The organism is Achromobacter sp. ACM03 (assembly GCF_014851665.1).
GTDB classification, from domain to species: domain Bacteria; phylum Pseudomonadota; class Gammaproteobacteria; order Burkholderiales; family Burkholderiaceae_B; genus Achromobacter; species Achromobacter aegrifaciens.
This window is the reverse complement of sequence record NZ_JACVAD010000003.1, coordinates 268,394-291,830: the sequence shown is the minus strand read 5'-3', so window position 1 is coordinate 291,830 and position 23,437 is coordinate 268,394. Positions and strand designations below refer to the sequence as shown.

The following is a 23,437-nucleotide window of genomic DNA, read 5'->3' as shown; positions in this document are numbered from 1 at the left end:
CAACCCGCAAGTCCATGATGACCGCCAATTTCGATCCTCAGCTATTAGAAAATCTTCAATCAAGAACGCCTTTGCTATGGCTCAACCCGGCTAGGGGAGGGCTCTTGCCCGGCTCCGCGCCGTCCCTGGCCCTGATCGATGAGGCCGAAAACCGCCTGGCGCGTTGCGCGCCGCTGCTGGCCGCGCTGTTTCCCGAGCTTGCCGCTGCGGGCGGGCATATCGAGTCCCGGCTGATGCCCGCCAAAGCCTTGCAGCAGGCGCTGGGCGCCGGGGAGGTGTCGGGCAGCTGGTATCTCAAGCGCGATGATGAACTGCCAGTCGCCGGGTCCATCAAGGCGCGCGGCGGCTTTCACGAAGTGCTGGCCATTGCCGAGTCGATCGCGTTGGAGCACGGCCTGCTCAAGGATGAGGCGACGGACAGGCGCATCATGGCGACGCCGCAGGCTCGCGCCTTGTTCAGCCAGTATGCCGTGACCGTGGGCAGCACCGGCAACCTGGGCATGAGCATCGGCGTCATGGCCGCCGCGCTGGGATTCGATGCCGTGGTGCATATGTCCGCCGATGCCAAGGAATGGAAGAAGGACCGCTTGCGCAAACGTGGCGTGCGCGTGGTGGAGCATGCCGGCGACTATGCCGAGGCCGTCGCGGCCGGGCGGGCGCAGGCGCTGGCCGCGCCCCGCAGCCATTTCGTCGACGATGAGCAATCCGAGCTGCTGTTCTTCGGCTATGCCGCAGCGGCCCGCGGACTGGCGCGGCAACTGGCTGAAGCAGGGCGCGTGGTCGATGCGGCGCACCCTCTGTTCGTGTACATCCCCTGCGGTGTCGGCGGCGCGCCGGGCGGCATCAGCCATGGCCTGAAGGCGCTGTTCGGTCCCAACGTGCATTGCTTCTTCGCCGAACCCGTCGCGTCGCCGTGTTTTCTGGTGCAGCTGGCATCTGGCGCGGATTCCCCCGTGTCGGTCTACGACATCGGCCTGGACAACCGCACCGAGGCCGATGGCCTGGCCGTGGGCCAGGCTTCCGAACTGGTGGCGTCGCTGATGAGGCCCCAGCTAGGCGGCGTCTTCACCGTGTCGGATGACGAGCTCTACCTGAACCTGCTGGCGCTGAAAGACACCCTGGGCGTCGAGGTCGAGCCGTCGGCCGCGGCCGCAGTCTCGGGGCCTGGCTGGCTGGACTGTGCCGCAGGGCAGGTCTATGCGTCGGGCATCGACATGTCCGCAGCCACTCATGTCATCTGGGCCACCGGCGGTTCGCTGGTGCCCCCCGAAGCGCTGCGCGGCTTCCAGGAGCACGCCAGGCAACTCAGCCAGCGCCGCGCGGCATAAGCCGCAGCACCCAAAAACGACATACCAAGGAGAAAACCCGTGAGCGGAAGTGCAACCCTCCCCGCCGGCCGCGCAGCGCGCCCGGACCAGCAAGCCTTTGAAGACGCGACCTACAGAAAGGTCGCGCTGCGGTTCATTCCCTTTCTGATGCTCTGCTATGTGGTCGCGTACCTGGACCGCATCAACATCGGCATCGCCAAGCTGAACATGCTGGCCGACCTGCAGTTCAGTGAGGCTGCCTATGGCCTGGGCGCGGGATTGTTCTTCATCGGATACATGTTGTTCGAGGTGCCCAGCAACCTGATCATGCACCGCGTGGGCGCGCGCCTGTGGATCGCGCGGATCATGATCTCCTGGGGCATCCTGTCCGGCATCATGGCCTTCGTCACCGCGCCCTGGCAGTTCTACACGGTGCGCTTTCTGCTGGGCGTGGCCGAGGCCGGGTTCTACCCTGGCGTGATCCTTTACCTGACCTATTGGTTTCCCAACCGCCGCCGCGCCAAGATGACGGCCATTTTCCAGGCCGGTATACCGGTGGCCGGTCTTATCGGCAACCCGCTGTCGGGCTGGATCATGGAACGATTCCATCTGGTCGGCGGACACCCCGGCTGGCAATGGCTGTTCGTGTTGGAAGCGCTGCCCACCATTCCGCTGGCCATCGGCGTGCTGCTGATCCTGACCAACCGCGTACAGGATGCCGCGTGGCTCACGCCGGAACAACGCCAGCTGATCGAGCGGGACATCGCTGCCGACAACGCGGGCCGCGAGCACATGCCGCTGCTGCAGGCGCTGCGCGACGCGCGCATCTGGAAGATCGTCGCCATGACCTTTCCGGCGATGATGGCGCTGTACACGCTGGGCTTTTATCTGCCCACGCTGATCAAGGATGCCGGCGCCGAGGGCGGCTTGCGCATCGGCCTGCTGAGCGCCATTCCGTATCTGGTCGCCATGGTGGCGATGGTCCTGGTCGGGCGCAGTTCGGACCTGCGCCGCGAACGCCGCTGGCACCTGGTCTTCATCCTGGTGCTCGGCGCGGCGGGGCTGGTCGCCAGCGTGTCCGCCGGCACCAACCTGACGCTGGCCGTCATCTCGTTGTCGGTGGCCGCCGCCGGCATCATCAGCTTTTCTCCCATCATGTGGACGCTGCCCACCGCCTTCCTGGGCGGGGCCACCGCGGCTGCGTCGATCGGCATCATCAACAGCCTGGCCAATCTGGGCGGCTTCGTCAGCCCCTACCTGATCGGCTGGATCCGCGACATCTATCACAGCACCGCGCCAGCCATCTACATCATCGCGGGTTCGCTCCTGGTCAGCGCCTTGATTGCGCTGAGCTTCGACCCCAAGAAAGTCAATCGCTGAAGGCAAGGAATACACCATGGAAAACGTTAAAGATGCCGCGCCGCGACTTGCCGTCGCCGGCCTGATCCATGAAACCAATACTTATGCCGCCGAGGTCGCCGGCCAGACGCCGTTGCGCGCGTTCGAGCAGTACGGCGGGGACGAGATACTGCAAGCCTTCGACAAATCGAATCACCAGGTCGGCGGTTTCATCGAAGGCGCCAGGCAGACGGGCGCCGAACTGAGCTACACCTTCGTCGGTCAGGCCACGCCCTCGGGCACGATCGAGGCCCAGGCCTACGCCGAAATGAAACGCAGAATCCTGGACGGTATCCGCGCCGCTCTGCCTGTCGACGGAGTGTTGCTGGCGCTGCATGGCGCGGGCGTCGCCGATGGCATCGAGGACATCGAAGGCGATCTGTGCCTGGCGGTCCGCCAGCTGGTTGGCGCCGATGTCCCGATTGCCGCTGTCTATGACCTCCATGGCAACATGACCGAGGCCATGCGGCAGGCTTGCGATCTGACCTTGCCTTGCAAGCTGTATCCGCATACTGACTTTCACGACCGAGCGGTCGAGGCGGTGGCGCTGTTGCTCGAGATCATCGGCGGCCGCCTAAAGCCGGCAACCGCCATGCGCCTCTTGCCCATGCTGCCCTACATCGTCACGACGCAGGAAGGCTTCATTCCCGCCGAGGTCAATGCCGTATGCGCCAAGCTGGCCGCGCTGCCGGGGGTCATCGACTGTTCGTGGTTCCACGGCTTTCCCCTTGCGGATATCGCCGCGCCTTGCCCGGCCGTGGTCTGCACCACGGCGGGCGATCAGGCGCTGGCAGAGCGCTGCGCGAATGAAGTCGCGCAATGGATCTGGTCGCACCGCGAAGCGTTCCGGCCGTCACTGCCAAGCCCGGAGCAGGGCGTCGCCGTGGCGCTGGCCGCCTCGCACGGTCCCGTCGTCGTCAACGAGTACGCGGACAACCCCGGCGGCGGCACGCCCGGCGACGGCACCTACCTGTTGCGCGCCATCCTGGACGCCAAACCCGTGGCCGGAACCTGCTGCTTCGCTTCCATCAACGATGCGTCCGTCGTCGAGCAGGCTCGCCAGGCCGGCGTCGGCGCGACCATCAGCGTGTCGCTGGGCGCCAAGCAGGGCCGCTTCCAGGGGCAGCCGCTGCGGGTGCATGCCTATGTAAAAGCCATCACCGACGGCCGCTTCGTCAATCGCGCGGGCTCGATGTTCGAAGGCGTGCGTTTCGACCTCGGCGCCATGTGCCGCCTGGTCATCCAGGGCGTGGACGTGATTGTCGCCTCGCGCGCCGAACAGATCTACGACGAGGAGCCATTCTTCCTGCATGGCATCGACGTGACCGCATACAAGCTGATCGCCATCAAGGGCGCCAACCATTTCCGCGCGGGCTACCGCCGCCTTGCGGCGCAGATCATCTCTGTCGATAGCGTGGGCTTGAGCACTGCCGACATCACCTCGTTCCCACGGGAACGGCTCGCAGGCGAATACTGGCCGCTGGCGGACATCGCCGACTACGCGCCGTATTCCAACGCGTAGCGGCTTTGCACCTACGATGACTTGCCGAAGTGCTCTTTGAACCAGGACTGTTCCTGGTACGGCGACTGCTGGCCGTTGACCCGCCGGCATGCAGACGATGATTCAGGCCGGCGGACAGTCCGCCGGCGTGCTCAATCTGTCGCCAGATACGCCTGCCCGCCCGGCTTCAGATAAGGCGCCAGCGCTGTGAACGGTACGCTGGCATGCGTGCCCAGGCAAGCGCCCGCCGAGTGCCCGACCCCGGACACGGACAGGCTCAGCGCGCCGGGCGCCTGGACGCCTAGCGCCAGATAGGCGGGCCAGAGGTCCGCGCAGTCTTCCAGATTGGGACGATCCTCGGATTGTTGGACCGTTGTTCCCGCCTTGACCGCTTGTTGCACCAGCGCGAGCAGGGCAGGGCTTTTTTCGCCGCCGAAGCTGCGCTTGCCCGGCACATAGGCGTCGAACACGCGATTCCAGTCCAGGTACTCGCCGCGCAGCAGATCGTAGGTATAGGGTTCGAAATGGTTGTACGGATGGGCCCCGCCGCAGTCCAGGCTGCCCGATTCGGTCACCGTCATCAGCGCGCGCGACAGCCAGGTGACGTGCACTTCTTCTTCATCGAACCCGCCCAGCGTGCCCGCGCCGGGATTGTCGCTGGTGTAGGCCGATGCCATGCAACCCAGCGCGCCCAGGCTTTTCTGCCAATGACGTTGTTCCAGCAGATAGTTCGTGCGCTGCAGGACCTGCGCATCGGGATGCCGGCTCAGCCGGGGATAGCTGAACTTGGTGCGCGGGTCGCGCCACATGCGATAGGCCACGGCGCCGTCGCCGATCTCCTTGCCGACCGGCTGGGCGTATCCGGTCAGTTTCAGCGTCTCGTAGGGCGCGCGCATGGCGTTGATGCCTGCCTGGACATCGATGTCGCCGAGATTGACCTGACTGGCGCGGGCCTGCTTGCGGTCTTTTTCCAGCTGCTCCGTGTCGTATTGCGCAACCTGCTTCAGGTCGAAGCGTAGCTGCTTGCCGCTCCTGGCGTCGGTCCAGAGACCGCGATAGCCCTTGGAATCGCGCGTGCCTTGCCAGCTTGCAGCCTGATCCGCCGGCTTGCCTTCCTGGCGGGGCTTCGGTTCGAAGAGCTCCTTGGCCGTACCTTGCAGCGGAATATCCACACCGTGCCTGGCGTAGAAGTAGCGGCCGGTCAAGGTGCCGTCGGCAGCCGCTTCTGTGTCCAGCTCCAGCACGATGTCGCCGGCGCCTTGCAGTGTTCCGGTGTAGACGGTGCGGGGTGTGGCATGGGCCTGGGCTGCGGTCAGCAATAGCATGGAAAGCGTCAGCGCGGTGAGGTATGAATGGCTGGGGGCGGAGAGTGAGCGAAGCATCTGAGAGAGCATCCAAGGCCGCGAGGCGACTGCGTTGATGGAAGAAATTTGGGTTTTCGGGCGATGTGGTGAGCGTTTGCGAGATTTGAACCTGCTATTGAGTCCGCAGTCCCAAAGCCCGCAGCCAAGCGTCCACTTGCCCGAAGGCATCCTGCTGCCATTGATCCGCGGTTCGCTCTCCCAACACATTCGCGTCCTCGACAAACCGACGCACACAAGTTGGTCCGAAGCCATCTACGGTATCGAACTTGGCTGCGATGTAGGTGTAGCCTTTGACGCCGGATTCATGCTGCAGCAGAGGGAGGCAATCGTTCGCCAGCACCTCGGCGCCGCCGGCATAGTTGCGGATACAGTAATAGATGTCGTAGGCGTCCTTTTGCTTGTAGCGGCCTTGGATGGCGTGGCCTTTCATTGCGAGTAGCGCCGGGATGGAGCAGACGGCGACTTCAACGCGGTTAGTTCCGCCGTTAGGCATCGATCCAGCGATAGCGACCATTTGGTAGAACCGTAGCGCGAGATCCGCTCCATCGGCGCGCTGTACCACGAATTCGCTGATCAGCGCAGGCGAGTTCCTCACGATCTCGGCTTGCCTGGGCATGAGAAAGTCAATCACTACATCAATGGCAGGACCGCCGTCGTCCGCCTGGATCTGTCGCACCAGTTGGAATCGCCTGAGTTCCTTGCGCTGTGCATACCCTTGGCTCAACAGCGATTCGACCAGCTGCGCGTACTGACCATCGCCCAGCGCTTCGGCATCCAAACCCAGGTCCACATCCAGGGTGCCGACGTGGGGCATGTCTTCATTGCCCAGCAGCAGCCATGGCACGGCGCCGCCTACGACGGCAAAACGTCCCTTGAAGCTTCCAAGGATCTGTCCGATTTCGATAAGGACGGATTTGACTGCCGCCGTTGTGCGGTCGTCGTACTCGCTCGCTAACTGTGCCTCGCCGCGCGTCATTCGTGCCATTGGAGCCTTTCCCGTCGCAGGTGATCGGCGGCCTCCTGTCCGCGTTCGCCTGCCACGCTGAGGTCCAGATAGGTCTGGATTGGGCTGGTGCAGACCACGCCGGGCGCCGGTTGCACAGTGTCACGGAACAGCCCCGGATCGTCCAGTACGGTCACCACCAGGTTTTCTCCCTTGCCGGCGGTTTCGAGCTTGAGTCGTGATCGCAGGAGTTCAAGGCCTGCAGCATCAGCATAGAAATAGTGTGTGCCAGTCCGTACAAACGGCGCCAGCCAGCGGGCTGCAGTGAACGAAGCGCGTGCGATCTGGCTTGTCGCGCCGGGTGACCCATCGTGCAGCGCCGCATCAAACGCCGTTCCGTGCAAAGTGGTATAGAAAGTCAGCCGTTGACCGGCCGGAGATTCGTAGGCTTCACGCCAGGCGTCCACAAGTGCGTCGGGCCTAGACAGGAACATTCCCTCGGGGCCCAGCTTCGCCCATTCGCGATCCAGCAGGCTATTGCGCACATTGCTGACGTGCCCCAGGCTGACGTCCGCGGCTTGCGCCAATTCGGCAACCCGCCAACCGCGGGAGGACTTGCGCAGCATGACTTTGAGTATCTGGACTGATTTCGGTTTGAACAGCGACCGCAGTCCCCGCCGTTCTATCACCGGCTTCTTGGCTACCTGCCGTGAGATAAAGATGGTAGCGAAGGCAAGCCGAGCATTCCCTTCGAAATCGAGGTGCGCCACGCCGAACTCGCGGCACAACTCCTGAACCTGCGGCGACAGATAAGGCGCAATCAATATGGGCGTAACGTGATCGGACTGCCGTCCCACGTATTCACGCAACGAAAGTACGGCCAGGCGCGCGTGCCGCGGTTGTCCGCTGGGCAGTACCGTCGCGACCAGCTTGTGCCGGTTGCCGAATGTCGTCAGTTGGGCGGCGAGCTCGATTGCTGAGCTTGGATTCCGAGGGACGAGAGTGACCTCCAGGCTCTCGACGGCGGGTATTTCCTCCAACAGCGATCGGAGGGTACTCGCAGCTTGATCATCGATTTTCACTGGATTGTGCATTTTCATCGTCTGCTAAAAATAGCATTTTCAGTGAAAGTGTCAACGATAGTTTCACTGGAATAGTTATTTTCAGCCCGTGTTGAAATAGGAAAAAACAATGAAATTCGGTCTGCGTTCTACGCTTCGCCCTTTCCTTGAGTCGCAGGGGCTTGTGTTGGCCAGTCGGAGCAGCCCAGCAACGCAGCCGCCTCGCCATCCGCCAGCATCTGCTCAAACAGGTCTCCAAGACCGCTGGCCACCTCGCTGACCGCCTCGAACTCGGGCTCGACGCCATGCACGATCCTTCCCGAAATCCGGTCGATCGCGAGAAACTCGTAATCACCGTCCACGCTCATGAAGATCGGCACATGGCGCGCCCAGAAGGTCTCGACGGCGTGCCGGTCGGCATCGCTGATGGCGGCTTCCAGGCTGATGTCGCGAAAGGCGTCCCACCCGAAGGCGCTGTCGGCGGTTCCGGCATAGTCGGCCGCGCTCAGGAACCAGCGCGTATCGTCCGCGCTGCTCAGTTGCGTGTACAAGGACAGGAACGCTGCGTGTTCCGAGGCGTCAGCCGGTGCAGCCATGGGCGTCGCCCGTAGCACCGTCCAGCCGCGCGCGGCAAGCAAGCCCAGGAAACGTTCGTGCAAGATGCTCATCGGGTCCGCCATGGCTATCGCGTCGCCGCGATGTTCGCGCGCGGCAAGCGCGCCTTCAAGGTCTGTGCCAACTCGCCCAATCCCACATCGCCGCAGCCGACCAGCGTCAGCTCCCGCAATCGGGTCAGCATGTCCAGCACGCCGATATCCGCAATCCGTTTGCAGTACTGAATGTCCAACCGTTCCAGGTTTTCAAGGGCGCTGATCGGACCGATCTTCTCCAGCGCACCAAGGTTCTTCAGGCGCAAAGAGCGCAATCCTGTCAGTTGCTCGATGCCGGACAGCGTCTTCAAACCACGGCCCGCCAGCAAGCCCAGCGCCAACAGCGGCAGTCCCGCAATGCGGTCGAATATCGACGAATCGAACGGCACGTTCCAAAGGTTCAGTTCCTTGAGCGGCAGGCTCAAGGCGCGGTCCAGCAGCATGCCGCGCCGGTCTGGGACCATGGACAAGGAAATCAACGCCGGAAAGTCTTCCGGCTCGAACCGCAGCGTGGCGCCCACTGTCAGCGCCTCCAGCCTGGGCAGCGGGCCGGCCTGCCAGGTGTACGTGCCAGGCTCGGGATGGATGGAAAGATGGCGCAGGCTGGCAGGGAGCATGTCTGCGCGCAATCCCGTCAGAACGCTGCCCGCGACCGCGCCGGGGCCGATGGACAGGTGCGCCAGCGCCGGCAGCCGGGCGAGGAGTCCGGGCAGTTCGTGCAGCGGGTCGCCCGGCGGCGCCCATAGATGCACGTCTTCGATCGAGGCCAGGACGGCCTCTTGCGGCGGAGCATCGTAGAGCACGACGCGTTCATCCGCGCCGGCGAATTGCGAGCGCTGGCGGCTGTGCATGAAGCGCCAGGTCTGGGCGCGGTCCGGGAGAGGGATCGAAAACGGGATGAAGGACATGTGGCTTTCCGAATCCGTGAAAGGCTAGTTTACGGTGCTCATCGTCCGGGCGGAAAACTGTGCGATGACCGATGGGATGCTCTTCCTCCGTAACTTGATAGTCGCAAACTAAGTGGTTACATTCAAGATGGAGAACATCATGACCACCACTACCCCCACGCCAGAATTCCGCCTGCTTGGCGACCACGCGGCGTTAGATCTGATCAACACCGTCGAGCAATCCGACGATGGCCCTCGCGATCGCCTGCAATCAGACGACGATGTGCGAGCCTGGCTGGAGGCCTTGGGTTTTTCGCCCGCCCAGCGCAAGACCCCGAAGGGTCTGCTCGAATCCGCGAGGACATTGCGCGAGACGGTGCGCGCATTGGTCGCCCAGAGAAAGGCCGGGTTGCCGCTCAAGCTCAGCCCGCTCAACCGGGCGCTCGCCGCCGGAGGCAGCCATCTTGAGGTTTCCGTGGTGGCGGGCGCGCCCAGCCTTGCCCGTCGCTATGAAGCGGCTACGCCCGATCAATGGCTGCTTCCGGCCGCAGAGGCCGCCGCAGACTTGCTCGTGCATGGGGACTTCGAGCTGGTGCGCAAATGCGAAAGCCCGCTCTGTTCCCTCTGGTTCTACGACCGTACTCGCTCCCATCGCCGCAGGTGGTGCAGCATGTCGCTTTGCGGTAACCGCCACAAGGTGGCGGCATTTCGACAGAGAGAGGCCCAGGACGCTGCTTCCTGAGCGCTTGCTAGCCCACCCATCCGGCCGCCTGGCCGGATTTTTTTTGAATGAGTCTCTCCATGTCATAGCTTTGAACTATTTAAGTAACCATTAAAACTTAATTTGACAGGTTACTAAAAAGGCGTAAGAATGGCCCGCACAGCCTGCAGGAATTCGGCTTTTGATCCAGTCCCCGACCACGGAGATCGTCATGTCCAGCCTCCCAGAAAGCCAGATCCAAACGCGTCGTGTGCAAGCCGACGGCCTGAACTTCTTCTATCGCGCGGCGGGCAACCCCGATGCGCCCGTGTTGCTGCTTCTGCATGGTTTCCCCAGCTCTTCGCACCAGTTCCGCAATCTGATCCCGATTCTGGCCACGCGTTTTCACGTGATTGCGCCGGATCTGCCCGGCTTCGGCTTCACGGAAGTACCTGGGGAGCGCGGCTACCGGTACACGTTTGACGACTTGGCCGTGTCGCTCGGCGCGTTCGTCGATGCCTTGGGCCTGAAACGCTATGCGATGTACGTTTTCGACTACGGCGCGCCTGTCGGGCTGCGCCTGGCGCTTGCCCACCCCGAGCGGGTGACCGGCCTGGTCTCTCAGAACGGCAACGCTTATCTCGAAGGGCTGGGCGATGCCTGGGCGCCAGTCCGCGCCTATTGGGCGGAGCCGACCGCGGCCAACCGGCAGGTCATCGCGGATGCCGTGCTGAACCTGGAAGGAACGAAGTGGCAGTACGTGCATGGCGTCGCCAATCCGGACGACGTGGCTCCGGAAAGCTACACGCTCGATGCCGCCTTGCTTGAGCGGCCTGGCAACAAGGAAATCCAGCTCGATCTGTTCCTGGACTACGCCAACAATCTGAAGCGGTATCCGGATTTCCAGGCGTTCTTCCGCGCGGCGAAAATCCCGACGCTCGCCATCTGGGGGCGCCACGATCCGTTCTTCATACCGCCCGGCGCCGAGGCGTTCAAGCGGGACAATCCGGAAGCGCAGGTCGAGTTGCTGGATACCGGGCACTTTGCGCTCGAGACGCATGCGGCATATATCGGGCGCCGGATTATCGAGGTGTTGGCGCCTTGAGGGATTCCGAAAGAGGCCGCGAATGCGGCCTTTTCAATACGGCTACCTTTCGGCGTTCATCACGCACACGCCACGGCCGACGGATTCACGCTAAAGTGCCCGTTCATTTGAATCGAGGATGGATAGGGTATGTCAAACGAAAGCCCGCTTCTTGATGACAACGCGGTGTACCGAACCTTGCTCGAGTCCACCAAGGCAATTCCCTGGAAGATCGATTGGGCCACGAAGCAATTCGCCTATATCGGTCCGCAGATCGAGGCGTTGCTGGGCTGGAAGGCCGCCAGCTGGGTGAGCGTGGAGGACTGGGCCATGCGCATGCACCCGGAGGATCGGGACTATGTGGTGAATTTCTGCGTCACCCAATCCCAGGCCGGCGTCGACCACGAGGCGGACTACCGTGCGCTGACCAAGGAAAACGGCTACGTATGGATCCGGGACGTGGTGCACGTAGTGCGCAATGACAGCGGCGAGGTCGAAGCGCTGATCGGCTTCATGTTCGACATCACCGAACGCAAGAAGACCGAGGAAAAGCTGCTGGCCTTGCAGAAGGAGCTGGAGGCGCTGTCCTTCAAGGACGGTTTGACGAATATTGCCAACCGGCGTCGCTTCGATAGCGGTTTTGAATTGGAGTGGGAGCGCGCGCGCAGCGAACGAAAGCCGCTGTCCATCCTGTTGTTCGACGTCGATTTTTTCAAGCAATACAACGATCTGTATGGCCACACCCAAGGCGACCAATGTCTGGTGGATATCGCCCAGACCCTGAGTTTGGCGCTGGATGGACCTCGCGATCTCGTTGCGCGCTACGGTGGCGAAGAGTTTGTCGTGCTGCTGCCGGAAGCCGATGCCGGAGTGGCGCGAAAAGTCGCTGAACGCTGCCAGCGCTTGCTCAGGAAAAAGGCTATCGTGCACGCGCTGTCACCGCACGACAGGCGCGTCACGGTCAGCATTGGAGCCGGAACGGCGCTGCCAGACGGACAGAGCGACCGTGCTGGCTTCATCAAAGCCGTCGACCAGCAGCTATATGCAGCCAAGAAAAACGGGCGGGACCGCATCGAGCATGTGCAGTTGTAGAGCCGACCTTGAATACAAGGTTTTCTCAGTAACAAGCGCTGAACCTTCTGGTCCGGCGTCTATACAGGAATTGATTCAATGAGCAGTATTTTCCCAGGCGATCTGTGGGCAGTGGGTGAAGCACAGGTCGAAGGTTTGACGGTCATCGTTCGCTTTCGCACCGGCTTGCCGTCGGCGACTGATCGTGAGATCAATGAGAACCTGGTCATCATCTCTTGGCCGTACCAGGGCATCGAGTCCGGCATGCCCAATGACGAAGACAAGCAGAGCCACAATAGCTTTGAAGAGGCCATCGAGAAAGGCTTTGAGAATTCCGATATCGGGGTGCAGGTGGCTTGCCTGACTGGAAATCACCACAAGGAATGGCGTTACTACACGCGTGACGTCGAAGCCTTCCTGGATGCATTCAACGCATGCCTGGCGGGGCACCCGGTCTATCCCATACAACTGCGCATGTACAAGGATCCTGATTGGAATGCCTTGTCGGGCTTGCAGCCCCAGGGTTCAGATCAGCTTCATTGAAAGAGGCCAGGCGGCGCTTGCGCGCCGCCTGCTACGCATAGCGCTTGGCGCCCGCCACGCAAACCACCGCCGCCAGCGTCACGACCAGCATCGTCCAGCTGACCTGCTCATGCAGCAGCGCGGCAGCCAATCCCAGCCCCATGAAGGGCTGGAACAACTGCAACTGCCCCACCGCCGCAATTCCGCCCTGCGCCAGCCCGCGGTACCAGAACACGAACCCGATAAGCATGCTGAACAGCGACACGTAGGCGAGGCCTATCCACGCCGGCGTGCCGACGTGCTCGAACGAGGCCGGCATGGTCAACAGCGCGATGGGCAGCATGAGGGGCAGAGACAGCACCAGCGCCCAGCTGATGACCTGCCAGCCGCCCAGCTTGCGGGACAGCTTGGCGCCTTCGGCATAGCCCAGGCCGCAGACGATGATGGAGGCGAGCATGAGCAGGTCGCCGGTGGGCGAGGCCTCCAGGCCGCCCCAGGCGGCATAGCCCGCGACGCAAGCCGCGCCGACGATGGAGAACATCCAGAACGGCGGACGCGGGCGTTCGCCGCCGCGTATCACGGCGAAGATCGCGGTGCTGAGCGGCAGCAGGCCGAGGAAGACGATGGAATGGGCCGAGGTGACGTGCTGCAGGGCCAGCGCCGTCAGCAGGGGGAAGCCGACGACCACGCCCAGTGCGGTCAGCGTTAGCGAGGGGAGGTCGGACAGGGTAGGCCGGCGTTGGCGCAGCAGCATCAGCAGGGCCAGGCCAAGCAGGCCCGCGATGGCGGCACGCGCGCAGGTCAGGAAAATGGGATCCAGGTCCGCCACGGCGACCCGGGTCGCGGGCAAGGAGCCCGCGAAGATCACTACGCCGATAAAACCGTTCACCCAGCCGCTGGTGGCCTTTTGCATCTGAAGCTCCTTGATACCGGGCTCCAGTACAGCACGGCCTGAGCGCGCAGTCCAAGCACAATCCAGTACAATTTCAAGAAACTGTTATGTATTGAAAGCCAGTACGGCGGAGAATTCCATGGCGCGCGGCGGCACTCTCATCAAGCAGGTCATGGGCGAGATCCAGGGGCGGATTGCGGCCCGCACAGCCTTGCCTGGCTCCCGGCTGCCTTCGGTAAGAGTGCAAGCCAAGACGCTGGACGTATCGGTGTCCACAGTGGTGGAAGCCTACGAGCGGCTGGCGGCGGAAGGCGTGCTGGTGTCGCGCCCCGGCTCCGGGTTCTATGTGGCCGGGCAGGTGGCGCCGTTGGCGCTGACCGAGATGGGGCCGAAGCTGGACCGGGAGGTCGACCCGCTGTGGGTATCGCGTCAGTCGCTGGCGGCGGACGCGGATAGCTTGCGGCCGGGCTGCGGCTGGCTGCCGGTCAGCTGGATGTATGAAGACGGGTTGCGGCGCGCCATGCGCGGCATGGCGCGCGCCGAAGCCGCGGAACTGACCGAGTATGGAACGCCCTTGGGCCATGCGCCCCTGAGGCAGCTGTTGGCGCGGCGCATGGCGGGCATGGGGATAGAGGCAGGGCCCGAGCAGATCATGCTGACCGATTCGGGGACTCAGTCCATCGACCTGATCCTGCGCTTTCTGCTGGAACCGGGGGACACGGTGCTGGTGGACGATCCCTGCTATTTCAACTTCCATGCGCTGTTGAAGGCGCATCGCGTCAAGGCGGTGGGGGTGCCGTACACGCCGAACGGTCCGGATGTCGCGGCGTTCGAAGCGGCGCTGCGCGAGCATTCCCCGCGGCTCTACATCACGAACTCCGGCATACACAATCCGACGGGGGCGACTTTGTCGCCCTTGGTCGCGCACCGTCTGCTGAAGCTGGTGGACGATTCCGAGCTGGTGATCGTCGAGGACGACATCTTCGCGGATTTCGAGAATACGCCCGCGCCGCGGCTGGCTGCGTTCGACGGGCTGTCGCGGGTCATACATATCGGCAGCTTCTCGAAGACGGTGTCGGCGTCGGTGCGTTGCGGCTACATCGCGGTGCGGTCCGATTGGGTGGAAAGCCTGACCGACCTGAAGGTCGCCACGACCTTTGGCAGCAGCCGGCTGGCGGCCGACATCATCTTCAGGACGCTGACGGGTAGCGGCTACCGCAGGCACATGGAATCGACCCGGCTGCGCCTGGCGCAGCAGATGGACAAGACCGCCGCAAAGTTGCTGAAGCTGGGCATCAAGCCCTGGCTGACGCCCCGGGCGGGCATGTTTCTGTGGTGCCGCCTGCCCGAGGGCAAGGACGCGGCTACTGTGGCCCGTCTGTGTCTGAAGGAAGGGGTGTTGGTGGCTCCCGGAAATGCGTTCAGCCAGTCGCTGGCTGCGGGAGATTTCCTGCGGTTCAACGTTGCGCAGTCCACGGACGAGCGGATATTCACGGTGCTGTCCAAGGCGTTGAGCGCGGCTTGATGCAAGGGGCACGGTTGGTTGCCTGAAGTACTGGCAGCCGGCATTCACGAAAAATTTCCGTGTCGCCTGATACCTTTTGCTTTCTCGACTGACAGGCGCAGGCAATCCAGCGGCCCGCCTGGCCGCCGGACTGTCGTATTGATGACTACAGGTAGGCGAGCGTGATGATGTAGCCCTGGGCGTCCTGTTGCCCGGCGTGGCGCGCCCTGAGCGGCACGGTCTGCACGTCGACCTTCACTCGATTGGCGCTTACGCGGTAGCGGTCGGCGGGCTTGCCAGCGGCGCGGGCGCGTTCAGCATCGCATTCCACGCGGACGGTTGCTTTTCGGGATTGAACCTGCGGTGTGCATGACGCAGCCTCGACGATGGCGCCGTGGAAATAGATGGTTCCATCCGCGGCGCGGGCTGCGGGCAGGACGCTGGACGCGCACAGCAGAAGCAGGGAAAGGCGATACTGGAGCTTGGACATGACAGCGACTCCTTGCGACTGGAAACGGAGGGGGGGCTATGTCTGTCTTCACTTCTTTAACGGCATCCGGCAGCGAAAGTTAATCGCAATCCGCCTTCGGGCCGCGTTCGCGCGTGCGAGCGGTGCCTGGCTTGCAACTGCAACGCAGGCGCGTCAGTCCGCACGGCGATAGGCCGCCGTGGCGGAAAGTCCGCGGCTGGACCGCTTTTTTGTAAGGAGAGAGTCGGCTCGCTACGCGAACACCGGAAGGACTATGGGCGGCATCGTGGGCTCCTTTGATCGCGCCCTGGAGGACGCGGTGATGGTCAGGGACCTGGAACGGACTGTCGGCCAATATGAAATGCGTGGTTTCATTGTCGCAGGTCGCGGGGAAAAATCAATACCTGGCGTCCGGCGCATGCGATCACTATCTTCCGGATTCTGGCGACGGGATGTTTCGCACCGTATTCGCTCTGGCTCGAATGCTCGCTGCTGACGCGTCCTGCGCCGCTTCAGTAAACTCCGGGGCTGCCGCGCGGCGCTCACCGCCGCTTTCATGCTCGCTGATCTCCATGACCGCTTCCGACACGACATTCGCCGCCGCGCTTCGTACTCCCGTCTCCACCGCCGACGATCTTGATCCGCTGGATCAGTTCTTCCAGCGCCCCGAGGTACGCGCCTTTTTAGCCCAGGCCCGCAAACCTGGGCAGGCGGAAGTCTGCCTGCGGACCTGCGCCGATCTGTTGCCTACGCTGCACCCTGGCCGCGCCGCTGCCGTGGCCTTGATGTGTGGTTCGCTGGTGGAAGACGGCGCCGATCCGGCAATACTCTTTCCCGTCCTGCAGGACTTGCTGCGGCAGTGGCTGAGCACCCTGAGTCCGTATTGCGCGCAGGAGGTCGAGGACGACGACGATGAGGTGGAGGAGGCCGACCGCCGGGCTTGGCAGGATGCCAGGTCGCGGATGGCCGACGTACCCGAGGGCAGGCGCTGGGAAGTGGAAGCCTTGCATCAGGCGGCAGACCTGCTGGTGCTGCCGATGATGACCATGGTCTTGCGCGACCGCCGCAATCACGCCGCCCTGGTGTCCGACGCGGAGCTGATGGCGCTGCTGCATCCCATGGCCACCAGCAACGACAGCCTGCCCTTCGAGCATCTGCACTATCTTTGGCTGGCCTCGCAGCTGGGCTACGAGGAGGAGTTGGTAGTGGTGCTGCCGACTTCCATGACGGGCTTCATTGCGCGGGCGCATGCCGTCAACAACAACTTCCACGCCTTCACGCTGTTGCAGATCATCATCGGCGAACACGCGCAGGCCTTGGGCGTGAAGCGCGAGATCGCGGCGCGCGAACCGGACCAGGACAGCGATACCGCGGACTTCCAGTGGTTGCAGGCTGATGCCTACGCCGGCGGCGAGCTGGTCAACGCCATGCGTTACGCCTGGGGCGAGGCGGCGTTGCGGCACAACCTGTCCCGCCACGGCAAGCGAGTGCTCATCGCGTTGGAAACGGCCGAGGGCATGAAGCGCAATTGGTCGGGGTTCAACGGCGCCATGCATGAAGCGCAGCAACCGTCCATGACATTCACGCGCTATCTCACGCGTGACGAGGTGGCTTCGTATCTGGCTTGATCCGGCGCGGACGGGGCCGCATGGCGGGCGGTATATTCGAAAGCTCCCCTTCCAACAGGAGCGCCACATGCAGACCAATGAAATCCATCGGGGCCGGCTGATCGACCACATCCAGCTGGTGGTGCGGGACCTGGCAGCCAGCCAGCGGTTCTATCAGGCAGTCTTCGATGCGCTGAAAGTGCCGATGGGCGGCACGGGCGACGGCTACTTCTGGGCGGACGAGCTATTCGTTTCCACGCCCGACAACAAGGCTGCGGCGGGGCAGTTGACCGGACGCCATCATCTTGCGTTCCAGGCGCAGGACCAGGCCATGGTCGCTGCCTTCTACAAGGCGGCGCTGGCCCATGGCGGCACGGACAATGGCGCGCCGGGCTTTCGGGACTACCATCCAGGGTATTACGGCGCTTTCGTGCTGGATCCGGACGGCAACAACATCGAGGCCGTGTTCCATGGCGAGGCGCAGCGCAGCGCGCCTTCGGTGAAAGTGACGTTCTGAGCGGCGCGCGTTTGGCTCAGACGCGTGCCGCCCCGTAATCACACGCCCAGGTAGGCGCGGCGCAGCCCCTCATCGGCCAGGAGTTCAGCGCCCGGCCCGGACATGACGATTTCACCGTGCTCCAGCACATAGCCGCGCGCGGCCATGCTGAGCGAGCGGTGCACGTCCTGCTCCACCAGCAGGATGGTGATGCCGCGCGCGTTGATGAGCGGCAGCTTGTCGAAGATGTCCTTGACCATGATGGGCGCCAGTCCGATGGACGGTTCGTCCAGCAGCAGGAGCTTGGGCGAGGTCATCAGCGCGCGGCCGATGGCCAGCATTTGCTGCTCGCCGCCGCTGAACGAGCGAGCCAGCTGGCGGCGCCGTTCCCGCAGACGCGGGAACAGCTGATAGACCCAGTCCAGGTTGTCGCGGCTGCGGCGCTTGTCGCGCAGTACGTCGGCGCCGACCAGCAGGTTGTCCTCGACGTCCATGTGGCCGAACAGGCGGCGGCCTTCCATGACCTGGGCCATGCCCAGGCGCGCCACCAGGTGCGCGGGCAGGCCGCTGATGCGCTCGCCCAGGAAGCGGACCTCGCCGGCCAGCGCGGGCAGGGAGCCCATGACGGTGCGGATCAGCGTGCTTTTGCCGGCGCCGTTGGCGCCGACCAGACTGACGATCTCGCCTTCGCCCACGTGCATGTCCACGCCGCGCAGCACCTGCACGTCGCCGTAGCCGGCGTCCAGTTGACGGATCTCCAGCATCACGCGGCCTCCCCGAGATAGGCGCGCACCACCTGCGGATCGCGGGCGACCTGCTGCGGCAGGCCATCGGCGATCTTGCGCCCCTGCTGGATGACGACGATGCGGTCGGATAGTTGCATGATGGCCTTCATGTTGTGTTCGATCACCAGGACGCTGATGCCGTCGCCGCGCAGGGAAAGGATCAGCGCCACCATTTCCTCGGTCTCCACCGGCGTCAGGCCCGCCATCACTTCGTCCAGCAGCAGCAGGCGGGGCTGGGTCGCCAAGGCCTTGGCGACTTCCAGGCGCTTGCGGCCCGACAGCGTGAGAGTGCGCGCGATCTGATGCTCGCGTCCGGCCAGGCCGACGCGCGCCAGCACGGCCTGGGCGACTTCCTCGGCCTGGGCTGGAGCGCCGTGGCGCAGGAAGGCGCCGATCATGGCGTTCTCCAGTACCGTCATGTCGCCGAATGGCTTCACGATCTGGAACGTACGTGCGAGTCCAGCGGCGCAGATGCGCGCCGGATCCTGGCCGTTGATGCGGCTGCCATTGAAGCGGATGTCGCCGCTGCTGGGCGGCACGAAGCCGGATGCCATGGCGAACAGCGTGGTCTTGCCGGCGCCGTTGGGGCCGATCAGGCCGACGATCTCGTCGGCGCCGACGGCGAAGCTGACCTCGTCGGAGGCTCGCACGCCGCCGAAATTGCGGCTGACATTATGGAACTCGAGCAGGTTCATTGTGTGCCCCCCATCGCGGGACCGGCGGTCTTGGCTGGCGTGCCGGCCGCGCGCGCAGGCGCCTTGGCGCGTCGGGACAGTATCGCCATCAGTCCTCGCGGCTCCCAGCGGATGATGATCATCAGCAAAAGGCCATACAGCATCATGTCGGCCCCCACCATGCCCCCGGTCAGGGAGCGCGCCAGCTCTTCGCCAGGCAGCAGCAGCAGCGCGCCCAGCACCGGGCCCCAAAGCGTGCCGCGGCCGCCGATGATGCAGACCACGGCGATGACGACGCTGAGATTGGCGCCGAATACCTTATCGGGGCTGATGTAGAGGACGAACTGCGCATAGAAGGTGCCGCCCAGCGCGGTCATGGCCGCGCTCAGCATGGCTGCGGTCAGCTTGTAGCGCCGCACCGGCACGCCCAGCGCCATCGCCGCGTCCTGGTCGTTGCGCACGGCCGTCAGGCAGTAGCCGAAGCGGCTGCGCAATACATGGCGGTTGATCAGCAACGCGGCGATGGTGAAGGCCAGCGCCACGATGTAGTAGTAGGCCTTGCCGGTATGCTGGAAGTACAGCGGAGCGTCGCGCAGCAGCGTGACCTCCATGCCGCGCGGCCCGCCCAGCAGGGTGTCGGCGTTTTCCACCAGCGTCTTGAGCACCATGCAGGAGGCGATCGTGGCCAGCGCGAAGTACGCGCCGCGCAATTGCAGGCAGGACAGCCCCACGATCAACGCCGCGCCCATGGCCACGACGGCGCCGGCCCACATGCCCAGCCAGGGACTGATGCCCAGGTTCACGAACAGCCAGGTCGAGGTATAGGCGCCCAGCCCGAAGTAGGCGGCATGGCCCAGCGAGAGCTGGCCGGCGATGCCGCCCAGGATGTTCCATGACAGCGCCAGATAGGCGTACAGCAGCGTCATGGCGCCAACCGACAGCAGGTACTGGTTGCCGCTGGCCAGCGGCAGCAGCGCCAACAGGCCCAGCGCGGCGATGCCGGCGGCCGAAGTCTTTGTGGTCTTGGCCATCATTCGTTCTCCACGCCGAACAGCCCGCTGGGCCGGAAATACATGGTGGCGAGAAACAGCAGGAAGATGAGCGCCTCGGCATAGGTGATGGGGATCAGCTGGCTGCCGACCGATTCCAGCACGCCGACCAGGATGCCGCCCCAGAACGCGCCTGCCACCGAGCCGATGCCGCCCAGCACGACGATGACGAAGGCGCGCAAGCCGAAGATGTCGCCGACGAAGGGGTTGACGGGATAGAGCGGCAGCAGCAGCGCGCCGGCCGCGCCCAGCACCAGCAGGCCGATGGCGAACGACAGCCGGTAGACGCGGGCGCTGTCTATGCCCAGCACGCTGGCGGCTTCGCGGTCCTGTCCGGTGGCGCGGATGGCGCGGCCTGTGCGCGTGTGGCGCAGGAACAGCACCAGGGCCGCCGTGATCAGGCAGGCGAAGAACAGGCCGGCGATCTGCGGATAGGTGAAGATCAGGTCGCCGGGCATCCAGACTTCGTTGGCCCAAGGCGCGTCGATGGTCCGGCTGTCGGGGCCGGCCAGCGCTAGGAAGGCGTTGTCCAGGAAGATCCACAGGCCGGTGGTGAAGATCAGAACGCCGATCGGCTCGCGCGAACTTTCCTTGCGGTAGATGCCGTCGATCAGCCAGCGCTGGCAGGCGTAGCCGACGACGAACAGCGCGGCCGCCGTGAGTGGCATGGCGGCCAGCGGGTGCAGGCCGAAGTGGCTGGTGAGCGCGAAGCAGACGTACATGGACATCATCAGGAAGGTGCCATGGGCGAAATTGATGATCTTCATGACGCCGAACTGCAGGCTCAGGCCCAGCGCGATCAGGCCGTAGACGGCGCCGCTGGCGATACCGCCCAGCAAGGCCTGGAGTAGGGTAGTGGTCAAGTGGAGGCTCCTAGCGGTAACGGGGCGCCGGCGCCACGCGCAGGGCGTGGCGCGGCGACGCCAGGTCGGTCAGGGCTGAGCGGCAGTCCAGACCATCTTGTAGGATTTGGAGGCCAGGTTCTCCGGCCACACGGTGCGGTACTGGCCGTCGGGCGTGATCTGCTGCATGACGTAGCGCTTTTCGGGGTTCTGGCCCTTGGCGTCGATCACGATGTCATAGCCCACGAGCTTGTTCAGGTCGGTGCCTTGCAGCTTGGTCTGGGCCAGGGCGTCGCGGATCGCTTCGGGATCCGCCTTCCCGGCGCGCTCCAGCGCGTCCTTGATGACCCAGACCGCGGCGTAGGCGCTGACCGACAGTTCGTTGGGATCGACCTTGTAGGCGGCGACGAAGTCGTCCCAGAACTTCTTGGCGAACGGCGTGGTGATGGACGACTCGTAGCCGGCCCAGCCATTGGTGGTGTAGACATTGCCCGCGATGTCCTTGCCGACCAGCGGGATGAAGGTGCTGTCGATCTGGCCGGCCGCGCTGCCGACGTAGGTCGAGCCCACCCGCATCTGCGCCAGCAGTTTGTGCAGCTGCACGGCGTCGGCGCCATAGGAGGTCACGGTGACGACGTCGGGCTTTTTGCCCTTGATCTTCAGCACCAGCGGACGCAGGTCAGGCGAGTTGGGCGGGTATCCCTCGTCCAGCACCAGATCGATGCCGGCTGCCTTGAACTTGGCGCGCAACGTGTTGGCCATGTCCTGGCCCCAATCGGTGTTCTCGTAGACCATGGCGACCGTCCTGGCAGGCTTGCCGGTGGTCTTGCCCGCGTAGTCGATGAAGTCCGCCATGCTTTCGGCGTTGCCCGAGGCCGGGATCTGCGTGGGACGGAACACGTACTTGAAGCCGCGTTCGGTGATGTCGGCCTTGGCGGCCAGGTCCACCACCCATGGCACGCGGTTCTTTTCCGCGACGGCGGTGGCGGGGAAGGTCACGCCGCTCTGGAAAGCGCCCAGCAGCACCGGGGTCTTCTCGCGGGTGATCAGGCGTTCGACCTCGGTCATGGCGACCTTGGCATCGCCCCGCGTGTCGACCTCGACCAGCTGCAGTTGCGCGCCGCCCAGCGACTTGATGCCGCCGGCGTCGTTGATGTGCTTGACGGCCAGATGCGTGGCGCGCGACATGTCTTTGCCAATGGAAGCGGTGGCGCTGCCCGACAGAGGAATCAGATAGCCGATCTTGACGGGCTCGGCAGCCAGGGCGGCGCCCTGGACCAGCAACGTGGCGCCGGCCGCGGCGAACAGACGCCGCAGGGCGGCGGGGCGATAGGGGTTGCTCGTGTTCATGAGGATTTGTCTCCAGGTTTTTTTGTGATTCGAGAGTGCGGCGCGGGCTTCAGCCTGGCGGCCCTGCGCCGAGTGCCGCGTGCGTCGCGCACACCAGGCGATGGGCGCGTTCATCGAGCAGCACCGTGCGTCCCATGCGGTTCATGGTGTAGGCAAAGGAAAGCCGGCGCTGCGGCCAGGCGAAAGCCAGCGACCCGCCAGCGCCCGTGTGGCCGTAGGCCTCGTCGCCGAAGCAGGCGCTGTCCAGGCCTTGCGCGCGGTTATCCATCTGGCGCATGAAGCCGCTGGCGTAGCGCGTGGGTACGCGCAGGCAGGCGTCGTCGTCCGTGCGCGCCGACAGGGCCGTGGCCGCGGCCAGCGTGTCCTCGCGCAGCAGGCGCACGCTGTCGCGCTGGCCGCCCAGCGCCAGTGTGCCGTACAGACGCGCCAGGCTGCGCGCATTGCCGATGCCGCCAGCCGCGCACAGCCCGGCTGCGTGGCCGGCGCGGCTGTTGAAGCCGGAAGGGCGCCAGCCGCCGGTGTTCTTGGCGTACAGCGCGGTAGGGCTTTCGGGCTCATCCTTCAGGGACTGCTCGAAGGGACTGAACGGCGCTTGCGGCGCGGGCGGCGGCACGATGGGTGCGACCCGGGCTTCCTCCGTTTCCGGCAAGCCGATCCAGAAGTCCAGGTCCAGCGGCTGCGCGATATGGCGGCGGAAGAATTCGCCGGGCATGCAGCCGCCCAGCCTGCGCACCAGCTCGCCGACCAGCCAGCCGTAGGTCAGGCCGTGGTAGGCCACGCGTTCGCCCGGAGCCCAGAAAGGCGCGGCCCCGGCCAGCCGGCGGGTCATGCCCTCCCAGTCGAAAGCGGCGTCAGCGGGTAGCGGCTCGCGCAGCGCGGGCAGGCCAGCGGTATGGTTGAGCAGCATGCGCGGGGTGGTGGTGGCCTTGCCTGCTGCGGCGTATTCGGGCCAGTAGCGGGCGACAGGGGCGTCCAAATCCAGCTCTCCCGCCTCGGCCAGCATGTGGGCGCAGAGCGCCGTGGCCGGCTTGGTATTGGAGAACACGATACAGACCGTGTCGCGCTGCCAGGGCTGGCTGCGGTCCGTGTCGGCCCATCCTGCCCACAGGTCGACCACCGGATAGCCGTCGACTTCGATGGCGACGGACGCGCCGAGCTCGCCACCGTCCTGGAAGTTGCGCGCGAATGCTGCGCGTACTGGTTCGAAGGCGGGATCGCAGTAGCCGTGTATGGCCGGCGCCGCGGGTGCAAGCGCCGGAGACGAGGTTGCGGCGGCCATGG

23 protein-coding genes are annotated in these 23,437 nt (G+C 64.5%); 10 read left to right on the top strand and 13 right to left on the bottom strand.

The annotated features are described in order from the left end of the window. Window positions 1-14: 14 nt before the first annotated feature. From IB257_RS17020 to IB257_RS17010, 3 genes are read left to right on the top strand one after another with little or no spacing between them, the layout of a single operon-like run. Window positions 15-1,328, top strand: coding sequence for a D-serine ammonia-lyase (locus tag IB257_RS17020; RefSeq protein ID WP_192492605.1), 1,314 nt, complete (start codon window positions 15-17; stop codon window positions 1,326-1,328). A gap of 39 nt (window positions 1,329-1,367) precedes the next feature. After that, a complete protein-coding gene (locus IB257_RS17015; protein WP_054450320.1) occupies window positions 1,368-2,687 on the top strand; it encodes an MFS transporter in 1,320 nt (439 codons plus the stop codon). Between the two features lie 16 nt (window positions 2,688-2,703). Continuing rightward, window positions 2,704-4,227, top strand: coding sequence for a M81 family metallopeptidase (locus tag IB257_RS17010; protein WP_192492604.1), 1,524 nt, complete (start codon window positions 2,704-2,706; stop codon window positions 4,225-4,227). A gap of 131 nt (window positions 4,228-4,358) precedes the next feature. Here IB257_RS17010 and IB257_RS17005 read toward each other — a convergent pair whose 3' ends face one another. The 5 genes from IB257_RS17005 to IB257_RS16985 all read right to left on the bottom strand — a co-directional run bounded on the left by IB257_RS17005 (window position 4,359) and on the right by IB257_RS16985 (window position 9,132). Further along, window positions 4,359-5,588 carry a hypothetical protein gene (locus IB257_RS17005; RefSeq protein ID WP_192492603.1) on the bottom strand — a complete coding sequence of 410 codons (1,230 nt, stop codon included), beginning with the start codon at window positions 5,586-5,588 and terminating at the stop codon, window positions 4,359-4,361. 94 nt (window positions 5,589-5,682) lie between these two features. Then, window positions 5,683-6,555 (bottom strand): nucleotidyl transferase AbiEii/AbiGii toxin family protein, encoded by an 873-nt coding sequence (locus IB257_RS17000; protein WP_192492602.1) that lies wholly within the window; start codon window positions 6,553-6,555, stop codon window positions 5,683-5,685. Then, the gene (locus tag IB257_RS16995) at window positions 6,543-7,613 is read right to left on the bottom strand and encodes a type IV toxin-antitoxin system AbiEi family antitoxin (protein WP_125472435.1); all 1,071 of its coding nucleotides are present in this window, start codon (window positions 7,611-7,613) and stop codon (window positions 6,543-6,545) included. The genes IB257_RS17000 and IB257_RS16995 overlap by 13 nt, the downstream gene beginning before the upstream one ends. Window positions 7,614-7,723: 110 nt before the next feature. Then, window positions 7,724-8,242 carry a hypothetical protein gene (locus IB257_RS16990; RefSeq protein WP_225588995.1) on the bottom strand — a complete coding sequence of 173 codons (519 nt, stop codon included), beginning with the start codon at window positions 8,240-8,242 and terminating at the stop codon, window positions 7,724-7,726. A 14-nt stretch (window positions 8,243-8,256) separates the two neighbouring features. Then, window positions 8,257-9,132, bottom strand: coding sequence for a leucine-rich repeat domain-containing protein (locus tag IB257_RS16985; RefSeq protein ID WP_175159559.1), 876 nt, complete (start codon window positions 9,130-9,132; stop codon window positions 8,257-8,259). A gap of 139 nt (window positions 9,133-9,271) precedes the next feature. Here IB257_RS16985 and IB257_RS16980 point away from each other — a divergent pair, with 139 nt between their 5' ends. From IB257_RS16980 to IB257_RS16965, 4 genes are all read left to right on the top strand, one after another. Then, complete coding sequence (locus IB257_RS16980; RefSeq protein ID WP_054451302.1) at window positions 9,272-9,853, top strand: ABATE domain-containing protein; 582 nt, start codon at window positions 9,272-9,274, stop codon at window positions 9,851-9,853. A gap of 190 nt (window positions 9,854-10,043) precedes the next feature. Next, window positions 10,044-10,916, top strand: a complete 873-nt coding sequence (locus IB257_RS16975; RefSeq protein ID WP_192492601.1) for an alpha/beta fold hydrolase — start codon at window positions 10,044-10,046, stop codon at window positions 10,914-10,916. Between the two features lie 129 nt (window positions 10,917-11,045). Next, on the top strand, window positions 11,046-11,987 hold the full coding sequence (locus IB257_RS16970) for a sensor domain-containing diguanylate cyclase (RefSeq protein ID WP_192492600.1): 942 nt from the start codon (window positions 11,046-11,048) through the stop codon (window positions 11,985-11,987). Between the two features lie 78 nt (window positions 11,988-12,065). Further along, entirely contained in the window at window positions 12,066-12,509 is a 444-nt protein-coding gene (locus IB257_RS16965) for a DUF695 domain-containing protein (protein WP_119449014.1), read from the top strand. 31 nt (window positions 12,510-12,540) lie between these two features. Here the strand turns inward: IB257_RS16965 and IB257_RS16960 are convergent, their stop codons facing one another. Then, on the bottom strand, window positions 12,541-13,401 hold the full coding sequence (locus IB257_RS16960; RefSeq protein ID WP_119449015.1) for a DMT family transporter: 861 nt from the start codon (window positions 13,399-13,401) through the stop codon (window positions 12,541-12,543). A gap of 118 nt (window positions 13,402-13,519) precedes the next feature. Here IB257_RS16960 and IB257_RS16955 point away from each other — a divergent pair, with 118 nt between their 5' ends. Continuing rightward, the gene (locus IB257_RS16955) at window positions 13,520-14,905 is read left to right on the top strand and encodes a PLP-dependent aminotransferase family protein (RefSeq protein WP_175214067.1); all 1,386 of its coding nucleotides are present in this window, start codon (window positions 13,520-13,522) and stop codon (window positions 14,903-14,905) included. 145 nt (window positions 14,906-15,050) lie between these two features. Here the strand turns inward: IB257_RS16955 and IB257_RS16950 are convergent, their stop codons facing one another. Then, complete coding sequence (locus tag IB257_RS16950; RefSeq protein WP_054450347.1) at window positions 15,051-15,374, bottom strand: hypothetical protein; 324 nt, start codon at window positions 15,372-15,374, stop codon at window positions 15,051-15,053. 551 nt (window positions 15,375-15,925) lie between these two features. On the opposite strand from IB257_RS16950, the gene IB257_RS16945 reads away from it, so the two are divergent. Continuing rightward, a complete protein-coding gene (locus IB257_RS16945; protein WP_175181190.1) occupies window positions 15,926-16,981 on the top strand; it encodes a hypothetical protein in 1,056 nt (351 codons plus the stop codon). 67 nt (window positions 16,982-17,048) lie between these two features. Further along, window positions 17,049-17,477: a VOC family protein gene (locus IB257_RS16940; protein WP_054450349.1), complete on the top strand. Its 429-nt coding sequence runs from the start codon at window positions 17,049-17,051 to the stop codon at window positions 17,475-17,477. A gap of 38 nt (window positions 17,478-17,515) precedes the next feature. Here the strand turns inward: IB257_RS16940 and IB257_RS16935 are convergent, their stop codons facing one another. The 6 genes from IB257_RS16935 to IB257_RS16910 all read right to left on the bottom strand — a co-directional run bounded on the left by IB257_RS16935 (window position 17,516) and on the right by IB257_RS16910 (window position 23,435). Beyond that, entirely contained in the window at window positions 17,516-18,220 is a 705-nt protein-coding gene (locus tag IB257_RS16935; protein ID WP_088138874.1) for an ABC transporter ATP-binding protein, read from the bottom strand. Continuing rightward, window positions 18,220-18,936 (bottom strand): ABC transporter ATP-binding protein, encoded by a 717-nt coding sequence (locus IB257_RS16930; protein WP_192492599.1) that lies wholly within the window; start codon window positions 18,934-18,936, stop codon window positions 18,220-18,222. Before IB257_RS16930 ends, IB257_RS16935 begins: the two co-directional genes overlap by 1 nt. Beyond that, complete coding sequence (locus IB257_RS16925; protein ID WP_158598540.1) at window positions 18,933-19,946, bottom strand: branched-chain amino acid ABC transporter permease; 1,014 nt, start codon at window positions 19,944-19,946, stop codon at window positions 18,933-18,935. Before IB257_RS16925 ends, IB257_RS16930 begins: the two co-directional genes overlap by 4 nt. Then, window positions 19,946-20,827 (bottom strand): branched-chain amino acid ABC transporter permease, encoded by an 882-nt coding sequence (locus IB257_RS16920; protein WP_192492598.1) that lies wholly within the window; start codon window positions 20,825-20,827, stop codon window positions 19,946-19,948. Before IB257_RS16920 ends, IB257_RS16925 begins: the two co-directional genes overlap by 1 nt. A gap of 69 nt (window positions 20,828-20,896) precedes the next feature. Beyond that, window positions 20,897-22,156: an ABC transporter substrate-binding protein gene (locus IB257_RS16915; RefSeq protein WP_192492597.1), complete on the bottom strand. Its 1,260-nt coding sequence runs from the start codon at window positions 22,154-22,156 to the stop codon at window positions 20,897-20,899. 49 nt (window positions 22,157-22,205) lie between these two features. After that, window positions 22,206-23,435 carry a serine hydrolase gene (locus IB257_RS16910; protein WP_192492596.1) on the bottom strand — a complete coding sequence of 410 codons (1,230 nt, stop codon included), beginning with the start codon at window positions 23,433-23,435 and terminating at the stop codon, window positions 22,206-22,208. Between the last annotated feature and the right edge of the window lie 2 nt (window positions 23,436-23,437).

What these genes read in the sequence shown, in the direction of transcription:
- IB257_RS17020 (WP_192492605.1), top strand. Translation starts at nt 15, where the DNA reads ATGATGACCGCCAATTTCGATCCTCAGCTATTAGAAAATCTTCAATCA.
- IB257_RS17010 (WP_192492604.1), top strand. Translation starts at nt 2,704, where the DNA reads ATGGAAAACGTTAAAGATGCCGCGCCGCGACTTGCCGTCGCCGGCCTG.
- IB257_RS17005 (WP_192492603.1), bottom strand. Translation starts at nt 5,588, where the DNA reads ATGCTTCGCTCACTCTCCGCCCCCAGCCATTCATACCTCACCGCGCTG.
- IB257_RS17000 (WP_192492602.1), bottom strand. Translation starts at nt 6,555, where the DNA reads ATGGCACGAATGACGCGCGGCGAGGCACAGTTAGCGAGCGAGTACGAC.
- IB257_RS16995 (WP_125472435.1), bottom strand. Translation starts at nt 7,613, where the DNA reads ATGAAAATGCACAATCCAGTGAAAATCGATGATCAAGCTGCGAGTACC.
- IB257_RS16990 (WP_225588995.1), bottom strand. Translation starts at nt 8,242, where the DNA reads ATGAGCATCTTGCACGAACGTTTCCTGGGCTTGCTTGCCGCGCGCGGC.
- IB257_RS16985 (WP_175159559.1), bottom strand. Translation starts at nt 9,132, where the DNA reads ATGTCCTTCATCCCGTTTTCGATCCCTCTCCCGGACCGCGCCCAGACC.
- IB257_RS16980 (WP_054451302.1), top strand. Translation starts at nt 9,272, where the DNA reads ATGACCACCACTACCCCCACGCCAGAATTCCGCCTGCTTGGCGACCAC.
- IB257_RS16975 (WP_192492601.1), top strand. Translation starts at nt 10,044, where the DNA reads ATGTCCAGCCTCCCAGAAAGCCAGATCCAAACGCGTCGTGTGCAAGCC.
- IB257_RS16970 (WP_192492600.1), top strand. Translation starts at nt 11,046, where the DNA reads ATGTCAAACGAAAGCCCGCTTCTTGATGACAACGCGGTGTACCGAACC.
- IB257_RS16965 (WP_119449014.1), top strand. Translation starts at nt 12,066, where the DNA reads ATGAGCAGTATTTTCCCAGGCGATCTGTGGGCAGTGGGTGAAGCACAG.
- IB257_RS16960 (WP_119449015.1), bottom strand. Translation starts at nt 13,401, where the DNA reads ATGCAAAAGGCCACCAGCGGCTGGGTGAACGGTTTTATCGGCGTAGTG.
- IB257_RS16955 (WP_175214067.1), top strand. Translation starts at nt 13,520, where the DNA reads ATGGCGCGCGGCGGCACTCTCATCAAGCAGGTCATGGGCGAGATCCAG.
- IB257_RS16950 (WP_054450347.1), bottom strand. Translation starts at nt 15,374, where the DNA reads ATGTCCAAGCTCCAGTATCGCCTTTCCCTGCTTCTGCTGTGCGCGTCC.
- IB257_RS16945 (WP_175181190.1), top strand. Translation starts at nt 15,926, where the DNA reads ATGACCGCTTCCGACACGACATTCGCCGCCGCGCTTCGTACTCCCGTC.
- IB257_RS16940 (WP_054450349.1), top strand. Translation starts at nt 17,049, where the DNA reads ATGCAGACCAATGAAATCCATCGGGGCCGGCTGATCGACCACATCCAG.
- IB257_RS16935 (WP_088138874.1), bottom strand. Translation starts at nt 18,220, where the DNA reads ATGCTGGAGATCCGTCAACTGGACGCCGGCTACGGCGACGTGCAGGTG.
- IB257_RS16930 (WP_192492599.1), bottom strand. Translation starts at nt 18,936, where the DNA reads ATGAACCTGCTCGAGTTCCATAATGTCAGCCGCAATTTCGGCGGCGTG.
- IB257_RS16925 (WP_158598540.1), bottom strand. Translation starts at nt 19,946, where the DNA reads ATGGCCAAGACCACAAAGACTTCGGCCGCCGGCATCGCCGCGCTGGGC.
- IB257_RS16915 (WP_192492597.1), bottom strand. Translation starts at nt 22,156, where the DNA reads ATGAACACGAGCAACCCCTATCGCCCCGCCGCCCTGCGGCGTCTGTTC.
- IB257_RS16910 (WP_192492596.1), bottom strand. Translation starts at nt 23,435, where the DNA reads ATGGCCGCCGCAACCTCGTCTCCGGCGCTTGCACCCGCGGCGCCGGCC.